Source organism: Mycolicibacterium agri (assembly GCF_002553505.1).
Taxonomy (GTDB): Bacteria; Actinomycetota; Actinomycetes; order Mycobacteriales; family Mycobacteriaceae; genus Mycobacterium; species Mycobacterium agri.
Map to the genome: position 1 here is coordinate 125,633 of NZ_PDCP01000006.1, position 15,853 is coordinate 141,485.

Sequence of the window (15,853 nt, forward strand, 5' to 3'; positions counted from 1 at the left end):
TCGCCCGCTAGTCGATCGCCCACCGCTGCGCCTCCACGTCGGGCGGCAGCGGCGGGTGCAACGGCACCTCGAGCCCGTCGTAGATGCCGGGCTTCTGCGTCGCCAGCCACCCGATGGCGCCGAGCAGCCGGTTCGTCGCGGTGGTGTTGCCGCCGTCGGCGCGCGTCCCACCGGGCACGTCGGCGCGCACCACGATGCTCAGTTCGGGATCGCCGTCGATGATCACGCGGTGATCGCCCGCGCCCTGGTCGGGCTGCGGCCAGTCCGGCGCGCAGGACGGATGGATGCGGGTGATGTGGTCGATGACGACGCGCTCGCGTCCGCCCGATTTGCCGATCACCTTCAGCCAGAAGGCGCCCTGGGTGCCCTTCTCGAACCGGCCCATCACGGTGTCGACGGACTCGTCGAGCGGGCGGCGCTCCACCTCTTCGGTGATCTCGTCGATCTCCATGCCCAGGCCGCGGCCGATAAGCCGCACGTTGCCGCCCCACACCATGGTCGGGATCGACGGCAGCAGCATCATCGGCACGGGGTCGTCCGGTCCCATGGGAGCGCCGAAGCCGCACAGCACCTTCACCGCGTGCGGTTGGTTGTAGGTGGAGTAGTCGAAGATCTCCTGGCAGTGGATCGACCGGATCCGGGTGCACAGGCCGGCCGCGGTGACGGCCAGCGCGTCGTTGCCCCACCCCGGGTCGACGCCGCTGACCAGCAAGGTGGCGCCGCCCTCCTCGGCGGCGGTCAGCCGCTCGACCCACTCCGTGGGCGCGGAGCGCGGGTCGTAGAGCGAGTACAGCGACGGCGTGACGACATGCCTGCCCGCGCGCAGGCACCGCTCGATGTCGGCGACGGCCTCGTCGGGCCGGATGTCACCGGAGGCCATGTAGGCGACCGCGTCGCAGTCGGCCAGCGCGGCGTCGACGTCGGTGGTGGCCACCACGCCGGTCGGGGTGTCCAGGCCGACGAAGTCGGCGGCGTCCATGCCCACCTTCGACTCCGACGACGTGATGATGCCGGACAGCCCCAGACCCGGAAATGCCAGCGCCGACCGGATGGCCGTCGACCCCATGTTGCCCGTTCCCCAGACGACTATGCGCTGTTGCATAAGGTCACCCTAGTGGTTGGTGTGACTGGCCTGTGGCGGGTATCACAAACTGGTAAAGCGCGACGTCAACGAGCGTTTTCGCCGGTTATCCGGGGCCCAATCAACCACCCGGTTGCTTAGCTGATGGAAATTGCTCGCGCCCGCTTTGTGTTGAAGTTACCGAGCGGTATATTGGGTCCAGTTACTGGTGGGTAACTTAGCCCGAAGTACCCAACCGCAGGTGGCGTTCTCATCGAGGAGGAATCGTGAGCCACTACAAGAGCAATGTCCGCGATCAGGAATTCAACCTGTTCGAGGTACTCGGCGTCGACAAGGCCCTGGGCGAAGGTGAGTACGCCGACCTGGACAAGGAAACCGCCCACGAAATGCTGGGTGAGATGGCTCGGCTGGCCGAAGGCCCGATCGCAGAATCGTTCGCCGACGCCGACCGCAACCCGCCCACCTTTGATCCTGAGACGCACTCGGTGACCCTCCCTGAGGGCTTCAAGAAGTCGGTGCGCGCCGTGCTCGACGCCGGCTGGGACAAGGTCGGCCTGCACGAAGAGCTCGGCGGCATGCCGATGCCAAAGGCGCTCATGTGGGCGCTGCACGAGCACATCCTCGGCGCCAACCCTGCGGTGTGGATGTATGCCGGCGGCGCGGGATTCGCCAACATCCTGTACCGCCTCGGCACCGACGAGCAGAAGAAGTGGGCCAAGATCGCCGCAGAGCGCGAGTGGGGCTCCACGATGGTGCTGACCGAGCCCGATGCCGGCTCGGATGTCGGCGCCGGCCGCACCAAGGCCATCAAGCAGGAGGACGGCTCCTGGCACATCGACGGCGTCAAGCGCTTCATCACCTCGGGCGACTCCGGCGACCTGTTCGAGAACATCTTCCACCTGGTGCTGGCCCGCCCCGAGGGCGCAGGCCCCGGCACCAAGGGGCTGTCGCTGTTCTTCGTGCCGAAGTTCCTGTTCGACTTCGAGACCGGTGAGCTCGGCGAGCGCAACGGTGTGTTCGTCACCAACGTCGAGCACAAGATGGGCCTGAAGGTTTCGGCCACCTGCGAGCTGTCGTTCGGCCAGCACGGTGTGCCCGCCAAGGGCTGGCTGGTCGGCGAGAAGCACGACGGCATCGCGCAGATGTTCGACGTGATCGAGCAGGCCCGAATGATGGTCGGCACCAAGGCGATCGCCACCCTTTCGACCGGTTACCTGAACGCGCTGGACTACGCGAAGAACCGCGTGCAGGGCGCAGACATGACGCAGATGACCGACAAGACCGCGCCGCGGGTGACCATCACGCATCACCCCGATGTGCGTCGCAGCCTGATGACCCAGAAGGCCTATGCCGAAGGGTTGCGGGCGCTGTACCTCTACACCAGCACCTATCAGGACGCCGCGGTCGCCAAGGCCGTTCACGATGTGGACGCCGAGCTGGCCGAGCGGGTCAACGACCTGATGCTGCCGGTGGTCAAGGGTGTCGGCTCGGAGCAGGCCTACGCCAAGCTCACCGAGAGCCTGCAGACCTACGGTGGCTCCGGCTTCCTGCAGGACTACCCGATCGAGCAGTACATCCGCGACGCCAAGATCGACTCGCTGTACGAGGGCACCACGGCCATCCAGGCGCAGGACTTCTTCTTCCGCAAGATCGTCCGCGACAAGGGTGTGGCGCTGGCGCACGTCGCCGGCCAGATCGAGCAGTTCGTCAAGAACGAGGCCGGCAACGGCCGGCTCAAGGCCGAGCGTGCGCTGCTGGCCACCGCGCTGGAGGACGTCCAGGCGATGGCGGCGTCGCTGACCGGCTATCTGATGGCCGCGCAGGAGGATCCGACCCAGCTCTACAAGGTGGGCCTCGGGTCGGTGCGCTTCCTGATGAGCGTCGGCGACCTCGTGATCGGCTGGCTGCTGGCCAAGCAGGCCGCCGTGGCCATCGATGCGCTCGACGCCGGTGCCAGCGGTGACGACCGCGCCTTCTATGAGGGCAAGGTCGCGGTGGCGTCGTTCTTCGCGAAGAACTTCCTGCCGCTGCTCACCAGCACGCGCCAGGTGATCGAGAACATCGACAACGACATCATGGAACTCGACGAGGCGGCCTTCTAGCCTTCTGAACCGCCTCGCCAAAAGGCCCCCGGGACTCTTCCCCGGGGGCCTTTTGCGTCGCTCGAAAGTTCTGGCTCCGGAGCTCAGGCCCCGGAGTTCAGGTAGGTGACCACCGCCATCACCCGCCGGTGCTGCGCCTGCGACGGCGCCAACCCCAGCTTGGTGAAGATGGCCGACACGTGCTTCTCGACGGCCCGCTCGGTGATCGAAAGATGCTGCGCCAGCGCGGTGTTGGAGTGCCCCTCCGCCATCAGTGCGAGCACCTCGCGTTCGCGTGCGGTGAGCCGGTCCAGCGTCGACGAAGTCCGCTGCCTGCCGAGCAACTGGCGCACCACCTCGGGGTCCAGCGCCGTGCCGCCTGACGCGACGCGCCGCACCGCCGCGTCGAATTCGGCGATGTCGGTCACCCGGTCCTTGAGCAGATAGCCGACGCCCTCCGCGCGGCCCGCGAGAAGTTCGGTGGCGTAGCGGGTCTCGACCCACTGCGAGAACACCAGCACGCCGACGTCTGGATGGGACCGGCGCAGCGACACGGCCGCCACCAAACCCTCGTCGGTGAAGCTCGGCGGCATCCGAATGTCGACGACGGCGACGTCGGGGGTGAGATCGCTTACCGCGTCCAGCAATTCGTCGGCGGTGCCGACCTTGGCGACCACGTCGTGACCGCGCTCGACAAGCAGCTGCGCCAGGCCGTCGCGCAGGATGGCGCTGTCCTCGGCGATCGCGATGCGGGTCACTGACCGTCTCCCGGCGGCACCACCACGGTGACGACGGTCGGCCCGCCCTCGGGACTGTGGATCTGCAGCCGGCCGTCGAGCATCGCCAACCGGTCCCGCAGACCCGTCAGCCCGGACCCCTTACCCATCTGCACTCCGCCGGAGCCGTTGTCCGACACGGTGATCCGCAATTCGTTCGCGTCTCCGGTGACCCGCACGACGGCTTGGCTGGCATTGGCGTGCCGCGACACGTTGGTCAGCAGTTCGGCCACGCAGAAGTACGCCATGGTCTCCACCCCGATCGACGGCCGCACCACCAGGTCGACATGCACCTCGACCGGGACCGGGTTGCGGGCCGCAAGCGTCTCGATCGCCGCGCCGAGGCCGAGATCCAGTGCCGGCGGCCGGATTCCGCGCACCAGATCGCGCAGCTCGGTCAGGGTGTCTTTGGTGTTGGCCAGCGCGTCGGAGACCAGCTCGCGTCCGCGCGCCACATCGGCCGACGCCAGATGCTCGTCGGCGCGCGCCAGCGTCATCGCCACCGAGATCAGCCGCGCCTGGGTACCGTCGTGCAGGTCGCGTTCAACGCGCTGCAGCGTGGCGGCGGAGTCGTCGACCACGCCGGCGCGGGCCCGCTCCAGTTCGACAACCCGCCGCTCACGTTCGGTCGGGCCGAGCAGGGTGCGGGTCAGCCAGATGTGCGCGCGGCTGATCCCGAGCATCAGCCACCCGATCGCATACAGCGCGACGGCGCCGCCGACGGCGAGCAGCAGGTAGGCCCCCAGCGAGTCGACCGGCTGGCCCAGCGTGACAAACGGCTCCCCCATCGCCAGCCAGATCACTGGGGACGCCATCAGCACCACGGACACCGCCAGCCCGACGATGACCCAGTAGCCGATCGGCGTCATCAGAACCGCCTGCAGCGTCAGGTAGCCGAGGCTGCGCCAGCCCACCACGTCGGTGAGCGCGGCGACGATCGTCTGCAGGCGGCCCGCCGGTCGTTTAAAGCGCGGCGGCGCGTCGATCGTCGCGCCGGTCAGCCGGGCCAGCGACCGGTGCAGATGGTTCCATCCGCGCCCGCTCATCACCACCAGCGCCAGCAACGGGATCCCGACCAGTGTGACCAGCAGCAGTCCCGACGCGAGCCCGGCGCCGAAGAGGAAGACGACACCGACCACGGCGAGCACGCTGATCAGCACGAAGTACAGGTAGGTTCGCCAGGATTCGCGCCGGAAGGGCGTGAGAAGCGTTGCGGCCCAAGTCGATTCGGCCGACAAGTCGGGAGAGGAAGTCATCGTTGCGGTCACAGCAACCATAGTCGTCCGGCGGCGGCGCCGCGCGCCATGGTGGTGGCCCGAGCTTTCATGGTGTGGCTAGCCACACCACCGGGCACAAAAAGGCGGGTTCGGGAGGACACTTGAGGCGCGTCACATTAGTCTCGCGCGGTCGGCTTTCACCTCTTGCCGACTCTTCGGATCAGTCACTCCCGAACCCGTCGTGCGAACGATCGTACGCCTGTGATGGCCGCCACACCAGAGGGAATTTCGGCGCCGAATACACCGGCTGCCGGCGGCGAAACGCAGGCAAAAGTAGTCGCCCCGTGTTGCCGTCGGGTCGGGGGGTCAGACGACAACACGGAGCTATCCGGTGTATCGACCGAGGCGGCGGGGCCGTTACAGCCGCGTCGGAAATTTCTCCTACGCCTCGAGGATGGCGGCGACGCCCTGGCCGCCGGCCGCGCAGATGGAGATCAGGCCGCGCACCGGCTGGCCGGTCTCCTTCTTCTTCTCGGCTAGTTGCTTGGCCAACTGCGCGACGATCCGCCCGCCGGTCGCGGCGAACGGGTGCCCCGCGGCCAGCGACGACCCGTTGACGTTGAGTTTGGAGCGGTCGATGCTGCCCAGCGCCTTGTCCAGGCCCAGCCGCTCCTTGCAGTACTCCTCGGACTCCCAGGCCTGCAGGTGCGCCAGCACCACCGACGCGAACGCCTCGTGGATCTCGTAGAAGTCGAAATCCTGCAGGCTGCACCCGTTGCGGGCGAGCAGCCGGGGCACGGCGTAGGTGGGCGCCATGAGCAGGCCGTCCTTGCCGTTGACGTAGTCCACCGCGGCGGTCTCGGCGTCGACGAAGTAGGCCAGCGGCTCGATGGCGTGCGCCGACGCCCACTCCTCGGTGGCCAGCAGCGCCACCGACGCGCCGTCGGTCAGCGGCGTTGAGTTGCCCGCGGTCATCGTGGCGTCGCCGGACTTCACCCCGAACACCGGCTTGAGCTTGGCAAGCTTCTCGGCCGACGAATCGGGCCGCAGGTTGTTGTCCCGGTACAGCCCGAGGAACGGGGTGACGAGGTCGTCGAAGAAGCCGCGGTCGTATGCGGCGGCCATGTTCCTGTGGCTGGCGGCGGCCAGCTCGTCCTGGTCGACCCGCTTGATGCCCATCTGCTTGGCGGTGATGGCGGCGTGCTCACCCATCGACATGCCGGTGCGGGGCTCGCTGTTGACCGGGATCTCCACGCCCAGCGCCGCGGGCAGCTTGCCCACCAGCTTGAGCCGGTCCACGTTGGACTTGGCGCGCCGCAGCCCGAGCAGCACCCGGCGCAGGTCGTCGCCGAACGCGATGGGCGCATCGGAGGCGGTGTCGACGCCGCCGGCCGCCGCCACCTCGTAGCGGCCCGCGGCGATCCCGTCGGCAGCGGCGATGGTGGCCTGCAGGCCGGTGCCGCACGCCTGTTGGATGTCGAAAGCGGGCGTGTAGGAGGACAGCGAGCTGCCCAGCACACATTCGCGCATCAGGTTGAAGTCGCGGCTGTGTTTGAGGACGGCGCCGCCGATCACGGCGCCGAGCGTCTCCCCGGCCAGATTGAAGCGGTCGATCAGGCCGCCCAGCGCGGCGGTGAACATGTCCTGGTTGGAGGCGTTTGCGTACGCGCCGTCCGAGCGTGCGAACGGGATTCGGTTGCCGCCGAGAATGGCGACCCGCCTGCTCGATGTGTTGGCCATGGGGCCATCTTACGCACCTTATTACTCAGGAGTAAGTTTGATGTCATGGCTACCGACCTGTACTCACAGATCGTTCATTCGGCGCCGGGAAGCTTCCTCGCCAAGCAGCTTGGCATCCCGCAACCGGAGAACCTGCGCCGCTACCGGCCCGGCGATCCGCCGCTGGCCGGTTCGCTGCTGATCGGCGGCGAGGGCCGCGTCGTCGAACCGTTGCGCACCGCGCTCGCCGAGGACTACGACGTGGTGTCCAACAACATCGGCGGGCGTTGGGCGGATTCGTTCGGCGGGTTGGTGTTCGACGCCACCGGCATCACCGAACCGGCCGGGTTGAAGGCGCTCTACGAGTTCTTCACACCGGTGCTGCGCAACCTCGGGCCGTGCGGTCGCGTCGTCGTCGTCGGCACGACTCCGGAGGAGGCTGGCAACCCGCACGAGCGGATCGCGCAACGCGCGCTGGAAGGCTTCACCCGGTCGCTGGCCAAGGAGATGCGCCGAGGCGCCACGGTGTCGCTGGTGTACCTGTCGCCGGACGCGAAGCCCGCGGCGACGGGCCTCGAGTCGACGATGCGGTTCATCCTGTCCGGCAAGTCGGCCTACGTCGACGGTCAGGTGTTCCGCGTCGGACCCGCCGATGCGGCGCCGCCCGCGGACTGGGACAAGCCGCTGGAGGGCAAGGCCGCGCTCGTCACCGGCGCGGCGCGAGGGATCGGCGCCACCATCGCCGAGGTGTTCGCCCGGGACGGTGCGAAGGTGATCTGTGTCGACGTCGAGGCGGCCCATGAGGCGTTGGGCAACACCGCCTCCAAGGTGGCCGGCACCGCACTGACGCTCGACGTGACCGCCGACGACGCCGTCGAGCGCATCACCGAGCATGTCCGCGACAACTACGACGGCCGGCTCGACATCCTGGTCAACAACGCGGGCATCACCCGCGACAAGCTGCTGGCCAACATGGACGAGGCGCGGTGGGACGCGGTGATCGCCGTCAATCTGCTTGCGCCGCTGCGCCTTACCGAGGGCCTGTTCGACAACGGCACGCTCGCCGATAACGGCAGGGTGATCGGCCTGTCGTCGATGGCCGGTATCGCGGGCAACCGCGGCCAGACGAACTACGCGGCCACCAAGGCCGGGATGATCGGCCTGACCGAGGCGCTCGCGCCGAAGCTGGCCGAGAGGGGCATCACGATCAACGCCGTCGCGCCCGGGTTCATCGAAACCAAGATGACCGAGGCCATCCCGCTGGCCACCCGGGAAGTCGGTCGCCGGCTGAACTCGCTGTACCAGGGCGGCAAGCCGGTGGACGTCGCCGAGACGATCGCCTATTTCGCCAGCCCCGCCTCAAACGCCGTCACCGCGAACACGATTCGGGTGTGCGGGCAGGCGTGGCTCGGGGCGTAGGAGGCACCGTGTCACAGCCAAGCGGCTTGCGAAACCTGGTCCGTGCGGCGGCCGGAGCGCTGCCGTTCATCCCGCGCGGCGATTCGCTTCCCGACCGCACGCTGACCGTCGACGAATTGGCGATCGACCCCGCCAACGTCGCGGCCTACGCGAACGTCACCGGGCTGCGGTTCGGCGACACGGTGCCGTTGACGTACCCGTTCACGCTGACGTTTCCGACCGTGATGGAACTGGTCACCGGCTTCGACTTCCCCTTCGCGGCGATGGGTGCGGTGCACGTCGAGAACCACATCACGCAGTACCGGCCGATCGCGGTCACCGACACCGTCAGCGCGGCCGTGCACGCGGAGAACCTGCGCGAGCACCGCAGGGGGCTGCTGGTCGACATCATCACCGACGTCAAGGTCGGCAACGACGTGGCCTGGCATCAGGTGACGACGTTCCTGCACCAGCAGCGCACCAGCCTGTCCGACGAGCCCAAGCCGCCGCCGGAGAAGCTGCCCAAGCTCGGCCCGCCGAACGCGGTGCTGCGCATCACGCCAGGCCAGATCCGGCACTACGCATCCGTCGGCGGTGATCACAACCCGATCCACACCAACCCGGTCGCGGCTAAGCTGTTCGGCTTCCCGACCGTCATCGCCCACGGAATGTTCACCGCTGCAGCGGTTTTGGCGAACATCGAGGGTCAACTGCCCGATTGCCGTGAAGTATTCGGTGCGGTTCATCAAGCCGGTGGTGCTGCCTGCGCGGGCCGGCCTGTATGTCGACCGGGTCGACGGCGGTTGGGAGTTGACACTGCGGCATCTGACCAAGGGTGAACCGCATTTGAAGGGCACGGTGCATACCCTCTAGGTGTCGGCGTTCTGTGCCTCGTACAGCCTTTTGTAGAGGCCGCCCTGAGCCATCAGCGTGCGATGGTCGCCGACCTGCCCGATGCGCCCATCTTCGAGAACCAGTATCCGATCCGCCACTGCGGCAACGAAATCCATGTCATGGCTGATGACGACGCAGGTGCGGTCGCGTGCGCCGCGGATCACGTCGGCAAGCCTGGCGCGCTGGTCTGCGTCGAGGTTCTCCGTGGGCTCGTCGAGGAGTAACACCTCTGGTTTACGCAACAGGCAGCGCGCCAGCGCGATCAGCCGCTTCTGTCCCCCCGACGGCACCTGTACGTCCACCACGGTGTCGTAGCCCGCGGGCATCGTCCTCGGATCGACGATGATCGAGTGCACGTGCGCTTGTTGGCAGGCTTCCACAATCTCGGCGTCGCCGGCGTCTGGGCGTGCCACGCGGATGTTCTCGCGGATCGTATCCTTGATGAAGAACGGGAACTGAGACAACTTGCACACACCATCGCGCAGTGACGCAATTGTGACGCGCGTAATGTCTTTGCCGTCCAGCGTAATTCGGCCGCGCTGCGCGTCCACGAACCGCAGCAGCAGGTTGAAGACGGTCGACTTGCCTGATCCGATGCCGCCGACCAACGCCACCGTCTCACCTTCTGCGATCGAAAACGACAGCCCGTCGAGCACCGTCTGCCCCAGCACATAGCCGAACGCCACATCGTCGAATGTCAGGTTTCCGTGCACATTTCCGAGTGCGATGGCATCTGCCGATTCCTGGACCGTCGACTGGGCATCGAGCAATTCATAGGTCGATGCCGCGCTCGGCGACAGCGACTTATAGGTGGTGTAGGCGCCCATAACCCGTTGTGCCGCACCGAACATCATGGGCACCATGGCGGTGAATACGATCAAGCCGGCGAATGTGAGGCCAAAGGTCGCACTGAAACCGATACCGACGAGCAGCACCACCACGGTGCTGAGGGCGACGAACACCTGAGAGCCATTCGCCGTAGCCTGCATCCATACCACCGAGGTCGCCGCGCTCTTCGCGGCGTGTTCCGACACCTCGCGGAACCGCTTGCTGCGCAGCGGCTGCGCGTTGAACATTTGGATCTCGCCGATACCGTTCACCGTCTGCTCCAATTCGGCGGCCATGGCGCGGTCGGCGTCCATCACCCGCCGCATCGCCTGTTGGACACCGCGGCCGGCGTATCGCAGCGTGACCAAGGCCATCGGTACGAGCGCCAACGCGGCGACAGTCATCTGCCAGGAGATGGCCAGCAGGTAGCCGACGGCCACGATCAACACCACCATGTCGATCAGCGGCGGCAGCAGACAGTCCGTGAGAAGGCGTTGCAAACCGGCGGGTTCGGCCGTCACACGTTGTATCAACTCACCGCTGCGCGACTTGCTGAAGAAGTCCAGCGACAGCGACTGCAGATGGTCGTGTACGCGTTGCCGGATGTCGACGAGAAGTACCCGATCTACGTTGGTTCCGACCCACGCGTTGACGAAGTACATCATCTGGGTCAGCACCAGCGAGGCAGCCCATGTCGTGAGTAACACCCCGAACGGCACCGGTCCGGCCAGCGCACTGAGCAGGCCGTCCTCGCGCGCGACGAGCGGACCTCGATGATCCCAAACTCTGCTGAGGTCGCCCTCTTCCCCTGCATCGGCGATCACTTGCACCATCGGCCCGAACGCGGCTGCTGAAACATAGGGCAGCGCCGACGAGGCGACGCCAAGCATCAGCGAGATCACAATGGGCCCCCGCACCGTCCGCAGCATTGGCAGACTGCGCCGGACCAAACCACGACTGGTCATGGGTAGAGAATGCGGTAGCCGGGCATCTCCCGTCCTAGAGTCGAGCCGTGAGCACCCGGAAAGTTCCGCACGCACGACTCGTCGACGCCGTCGAGCGCGTCCGGTACCTGCTCAGCCGCATCCATCGACGCAGCGCACGCCCGTCGTCGACGGTGCTGGAGATGATCTTCGGCGCCTGGGTCGCCCAGGCCATCGCCGCCGCCGCGCAACTGAAGATCGCCGACGCACTGGCCGACGGCCCACTGCGCATCGACGCATTGGCCGATCGTGTGGGCGCTGACCCCGACGCGCTCGCCCGACTCATGCGCGCCCTGATCAGCGAAGGCATCTTCCGGCAGCGCCGCGACGGCCGCTATGCGCTCAACGCCCTCGCCGAGACCCTGCGCTCCGAGCACCCGAATTCCATCGCAGGCATGGCCAAATTCGTCGGAGCACCCGAACACCGCGAGCACTGGACACTTCTGGCCGACGCCGTGCGCACTGGCGAGGCCGTACCGCACCGACTGCGCGGCATGAGCGGATGGGACTTCCTGAAGCAACGTCCTGACTTCGCCACGATCTTCAACGACGCCATGACGAACATGTCGGAGATGGCCGTCGATCCCATCATCGCCGCCTACGATTTCGCGCCGTATCCGACGATCGTCGACGTCGGCGGCGGGCACGGCAGGCTGCTCGCCGCGATCGTCAAGGCGACACCGGGTGCGTCGGGTCTGCTCTACGACCTGCCGGAGGTCGTCGAAGGGGCCCAGGAACTGTTGCGCCGCCACGGTGTGGCCGACCGGGTGCGCACCGCGGGCGGGTCGTTTCTCGACGCGGTCCCCGAGGGCGGTGACAACATTGTTGTTGGTGGAGTTTGTGATTCCCGCACACCACCGGCCATTCGCCGGCAAGTGGACCGACCTGGAGATGCTGGTGCAGGCCGGAGCCCGCGAGCGGACGGAAGGCGAATTCCGAAAGCTCTACGAGCGGGCGGGCTTCCGGCTGATGCGGGTGGTGCCGACCGCGTCAGGGCTCAGCCTCATCGAGGGCAAGGCGGTGTGAGCCGCAGGCCCGTTATTGAGCGTTCTGCTGCAGGCTCAGCGAGCTGCCGTCCTTCTCCTTCTCCGACGGCGTGCCCTTCAGGCCGCGCCAGAACAGGTTGATCATCAACTCGGCGGCCTCGTCGACGTCGGCGTCGCCGGTGCTGACCCTGTTGGCCACCGCCTCACCGGCGCCCACCAGCGCCACCGCCATCATGTTGAAGTCGGTGTCGGGCTCGGGGTGACGGGTGCCCGACTGCAGCAGCCGGGCGACCAGGTCGATGATCCGCTCGCGGCCCTCCCGCACGGTGTGGGCGAACGCCTGCGAGCTGGTGGCCTGGGTGTACAGCACGATCCACGACGCTCGGTTGGCGTCGATGTAGTTCAGAAATGCCAGCACCGCGTTGCGCAGCAGGTCCTTGGGGCTCTGCCTGAAGTCGATCTCGGCGCGCACGGTGTCGACGAACCGGGTCAGTTCGCGGTTCAGACAAGCGCCGAACAACTCCTCCTTGGAGCCGTAGTAGAGATACAGCATCGGCTTGGAGATCTCGGCCTGCGCGGCGATCGCGTCCATCGACGTCTCGTGATAGCCGTTGATCGAGAACATCTGCACCGCGGCGTCGAGCATCTGCTGCTCGCGCACGGCACGTGGCAGCCGCTTGGTACCACCTGCCATTACTCCAGGGTAACTGGTCTAAGGCAGCAGTTCGGCTCGCCGCTGCTCCTCCCACAGCGCCATCCGGGTGCGTGCCGGCTCGCCGAGCGCGTCCATGACCAGCGGAATCAGCAATTCGGTGAGCAGAAATCCGGCGGCCATGCTCTGGTACGTGGTGCCGACGGTGCTGGACGCGGCGAGCACCACCTCGGCCTCCGGCGCCACCGGGCACGCGAGGTCGTCGGTGATGAGCAGCACGGTCGCCCCGACCCGGTGCACCCGGCCGGCCAGTTCGGCGGCGCTGCGCTGATACCGGTGGTAGTCGAACAGGACGACGACGTCGGCGCGCGCCAGCTCCAGCATCGCGCCCATGTCGCTGCCTGCCGGGTCGGCGAGCACCCGGACGCCGGGGCGCAACTGTTCGAGATGGGCGGCCAGGTGCTCGGCCAGCAGATGGGAGAACCGTCCGCCGTGCAGATACACCGACCTGCGAGTGTCCGACAGCAACGCCACCGCCGCCTCGAGCGCCGAAGCCGGCAGGGCCGCAAGCGTTTCCAGCGCCCGCTCGTTCTGCGCACGCGCCTGTTGCAGCAGCCGATCCAGCGGGCTTCCGGCCTGCGGCGCGTCCGGCAATCGGGTGATCGGGCCGCTGGACTGGGCCGACAACTCGGCCCGCAGCGCGACCTGGAGGTCGGTGAACCCGTCGTAGCCCAGCGACTGCGCGAACCGCAGCACCGTCGGGGGACTCACCTCGGCCCGCTCGGCCAACCGGGCCGCGCTGGCCAGGCCCGCGCTCGGATAGTCGGCTAGCAGCGCTCGGCCCACCCTGCGCTCGGCCTTGCTCAACGTCGGCAAAGCATGCCCCGTCCGCTCGGCAACCGTCTCGCCGGTCATGGTCTGTTCGTCATCAGCGGCAGCGTCGTCATGGACATATCGTGGACCGAAATGGCCGTGACACTCTCCTCGGCCAGCGGTTGCCAGTCGAGGTCGCCGAAGCCCGTCGAGGCCACCACGATCTTGTCGTCGACCCGTGCCCACCGCATTCCGAAGTAGTCCTCGAGGTGCTCGGCGGGCAGATCCGCCGCGGTGATCTCCGCGATGTCCTCGTCCGGCAGGCGACTGCGGGCGTGGGCATGCACGGCGATCAGTTGGTCTTCGCCGAGGATCACCGCGTTGAGGCTCGCATCAGGAAACACCTCACGCAGCCGTGACACGGCCCGGCGAACCGCCTCCGCCAGGTCCCGGCTCGACGCACGATGCTGGCGAATCATCGCGAAGTAGCGCTCGCTGTCGGTGGACCCGCGCAACGTCGTCGCGACGTCAGGGGTCAGCAATGCATCCAGCGTTTCGATCGGTTTGACAGACCCGTTGTGCGCCATAGCAATTCGATCAGCCAGAAAGGGATGGGAATTCTCTGGCGCCACGGCGAGGCCTGTCGTCGCCCAGCGAAGGTGCACGAGGCTCGCCGTCGAGGTGTGCGCACGCATCGCCGCATCGAACTGCGGATCGTCCAGCGCGCTGCCCGCCGACACCTCGACTTGCGGATCGTCACCCGGGCGGTCCACCCGGGCCAGGCCCCAGCCGTCGCCGTGGATCTTGGTCAGCGCGACGAAGTCCTTCAGCACATGCTCACCGACCGCCTGGGCAACCGACACCGGGGTGGCGGACACGACTCCCAGCAGTCGGCACATGGCGACCCCTTCCGACGAGACGAAATTTTATGAATGATTCCTCTAGCGCAGATCTTAGAGATTATGAAACATTTATGACATAAATGGCGCGCACACTTCGTGACGTGCGAGGAGGACGAATGCCGCTATCCACCGAGGAGGAACTGCGCGCCGCGGGCGTCGCCCTGGTCGCCGGCTCGATCACCGACCTTGCGGGCGTGACCCGCGCGAAGTACGTGCCGCTGCGAAGGCTCGAGGCGTTTGCGCGGTCCGGCATGGGTGTTTCACCGTCGTGGAGCGTGTTCTGCGTCGACAACGGGATCGCCTTCACTCCCAACGTCGGCGTCGAAGGCGACCTGCGGATCCGCATCGACCCGGCTGACCTCCGGATCGTCGACGACGGCGTCGCCTGGGCACCCGGCGACCTGACCGATCAGTACGGCGAACCGGCGGACCTGTGCACCCGGTCGCTGCTGAAGGGTGTCGAAACATCGCTGCGTGCAAGGGGTTTGACGGCGCTGGTCGGCGCCGAACTCGAATGCACGATATTGGCGCCCGACGCGGGCCATGCGACGACGGATGCCTGGTCGCCCTACGGCGTGCGCACCTCGCTGGACCGCTCGGCGTTCCTGGTCGACCTCACCGAATCCGCCGAACGCGCCGGGCTCGGCATCGAACAGATCCACACCGAGTACGGCCATGACCAGCTCGAGGTCTCCCTCGCTCCGGCCTCCCCCGTCGCCGCCGCCGACTCGGTTGCGGCAGCACGCATCCTCATCGGCCGTGCCGCCGCACGCCATGGCCTGCGAATCTCCTTCTCGCCCGTCCCATTCGACGGCGAGGCCGGAAACGGCGCACACCTGCACCTTTCGCTGGCCGACGACGACGGGCCCCTCTTCTCCGGCGGCCAAGGCCCCCACGGCATGCGCCCGGCCGGCGAATCCGCGATCGCCGGAGTGCTGCAGACGCTGCCCGACCTGCTCGGCGTCTACGCCGGTTCGGTGCTCTCGCCCGCGCGGCTGAAACCAGGAAACTGGGCGGGTGCCGCGCAATGCTGGGGGCTTGAAAACCGGGAAGCTGCAGCACGTTTCATCGCCGCGACGCCCGGTGTTCCGCACGGCGCGAACATCGAGTGCAAGCTCATCGACCCCAGCGCCAACCCGTACCTCGCAGCGGTGGCGTTCATCGGGAGCGCGCTGCGCGGGATCGACCAGCAGCTCGCTTTGCCCGCAGAAGTCCCCAAGGATCCCGCCAAGGCGGCTCAGCCGCCGCCGATGCTGCAGACCGACCAGGAGACGGTGATCAAGGCGCTGGAGACGTCCCCTGTGGCAGCAGAGTTGTTGGGCGAGGCGGTGATCGAGGGTCTGGTCGCGGTCCGGCGCTACGAGATCGCCACGTTCGGTGCGCTGCCGCTGGCCGACACCACCCGCGCGCTTCGGCTGGCCTGGAGCTGCTGACCGATGACGAAGGAGATTCTCAATGACGTTGTCAAGCGGCCGCAGCAGTAGTTGTGGGCTGGTAGACGGCGTGGTCGCGGAGCATTGCCC

General features: G+C 67.4%; 11 protein-coding genes and 2 pseudogenes. 5 read left to right on the forward strand and 8 right to left on the reverse strand.

The window, feature by feature from the left end; translation table 11 throughout:
* Positions 1-7: 7 nt before the first annotated feature.
* A complete protein-coding gene (locus CQY20_RS05415) occupies positions 8-1,102 on the reverse strand; it encodes an NAD(P)H-dependent amine dehydrogenase family protein (protein WP_097938755.1) in 1,095 nt (364 codons plus the stop codon).
* A gap of 245 nt (positions 1,103-1,347) precedes the next feature.
* On the opposite strand from CQY20_RS05415, the gene CQY20_RS05420 reads away from it, so the two are divergent.
* The gene (locus tag CQY20_RS05420) at positions 1,348-3,183 is read left to right on the forward strand and encodes an acyl-CoA dehydrogenase (protein ID WP_097938757.1); all 1,836 of its coding nucleotides are present in this window, start codon (positions 1,348-1,350) and stop codon (positions 3,181-3,183) included.
* An 83-nt stretch (positions 3,184-3,266) separates the two neighbouring features.
* On the opposite strand, the gene CQY20_RS05425 is transcribed toward CQY20_RS05420, so the two are convergent.
* The 3 genes from CQY20_RS05425 to CQY20_RS05435 all read right to left on the reverse strand — a co-directional run bounded on the left by CQY20_RS05425 (position 3,267) and on the right by CQY20_RS05435 (position 6,895).
* On the reverse strand, positions 3,267-3,920 hold the full coding sequence (locus CQY20_RS05425; protein ID WP_097938759.1) for a response regulator transcription factor: 654 nt from the start codon (positions 3,918-3,920) through the stop codon (positions 3,267-3,269).
* A complete protein-coding gene (locus tag CQY20_RS05430) occupies positions 3,917-5,215 on the reverse strand; it encodes a sensor histidine kinase (RefSeq protein WP_371871034.1) in 1,299 nt (432 codons plus the stop codon). Before CQY20_RS05430 ends, CQY20_RS05425 begins: the two co-directional genes overlap by 4 nt.
* 381 nt (positions 5,216-5,596) lie before the next feature.
* Entirely contained in the window at positions 5,597-6,895 is a 1,299-nt protein-coding gene (locus CQY20_RS05435; protein ID WP_097938763.1) for an acetyl-CoA C-acetyltransferase, read from the reverse strand.
* A gap of 45 nt (positions 6,896-6,940) precedes the next feature.
* Here CQY20_RS05435 and CQY20_RS05440 point away from each other — a divergent pair, with 45 nt between their 5' ends.
* Together CQY20_RS05440 and CQY20_RS05445 are read left to right on the forward strand one after the other, a co-directional pair.
* Entirely contained in the window at positions 6,941-8,293 is a 1,353-nt protein-coding gene (locus CQY20_RS05440) for a 3-oxoacyl-ACP reductase (RefSeq protein WP_097938765.1), read from the forward strand.
* An 8-nt stretch (positions 8,294-8,301) separates the two neighbouring features.
* A pseudogene (locus CQY20_RS05445) lies at positions 8,302-9,145 on the forward strand (MaoC/PaaZ C-terminal domain-containing protein).
* Here the strand turns inward: CQY20_RS05445 and CQY20_RS05450 are convergent.
* Positions 9,142-10,959 carry an ABC transporter ATP-binding protein gene (locus CQY20_RS05450; RefSeq protein WP_097938767.1) on the reverse strand — a complete coding sequence of 606 codons (1,818 nt, stop codon included), beginning with the start codon at positions 10,957-10,959 and terminating at the stop codon, positions 9,142-9,144. The pseudogene CQY20_RS05445 and the gene CQY20_RS05450 overlap by 4 nt on opposite strands.
* Positions 10,960-11,120: 161 nt before the next feature.
* On the opposite strand from CQY20_RS05450, the pseudogene CQY20_RS05455 reads away from it, so the two are divergent.
* Positions 11,121-12,003 (forward strand): annotated as a pseudogene (locus tag CQY20_RS05455) (methyltransferase).
* A gap of 12 nt (positions 12,004-12,015) precedes the next feature.
* On the opposite strand, the gene CQY20_RS05460 reads toward CQY20_RS05455, so the two are convergent.
* From CQY20_RS05460 to CQY20_RS05470, 3 genes are read right to left on the reverse strand one after another with little or no spacing between them, the layout of a single operon-like run.
* Positions 12,016-12,657 carry a TetR/AcrR family transcriptional regulator gene (locus CQY20_RS05460; RefSeq protein WP_097938768.1) on the reverse strand — a complete coding sequence of 214 codons (642 nt, stop codon included), beginning with the start codon at positions 12,655-12,657 and terminating at the stop codon, positions 12,016-12,018.
* An 18-nt stretch (positions 12,658-12,675) separates the two neighbouring features.
* The gene (locus CQY20_RS05465) at positions 12,676-13,530 is read right to left on the reverse strand and encodes a MurR/RpiR family transcriptional regulator (protein WP_097938770.1); all 855 of its coding nucleotides are present in this window, start codon (positions 13,528-13,530) and stop codon (positions 12,676-12,678) included.
* Positions 13,527-14,327 carry a class II glutamine amidotransferase gene (locus CQY20_RS05470; RefSeq protein ID WP_097938772.1) on the reverse strand — a complete coding sequence of 267 codons (801 nt, stop codon included), beginning with the start codon at positions 14,325-14,327 and terminating at the stop codon, positions 13,527-13,529. The genes CQY20_RS05465 and CQY20_RS05470 overlap by 4 nt, the downstream gene beginning before the upstream one ends.
* Positions 14,328-14,446: 119 nt before the next feature.
* Between CQY20_RS05470 and CQY20_RS05475 the strand changes: the two genes are divergently transcribed.
* Positions 14,447-15,763: a type I glutamate--ammonia ligase gene (locus tag CQY20_RS05475; RefSeq protein WP_097938774.1), complete on the forward strand. Its 1,317-nt coding sequence runs from the start codon at positions 14,447-14,449 to the stop codon at positions 15,761-15,763.
* Positions 15,764-15,853 lie beyond the last annotated feature (90 nt).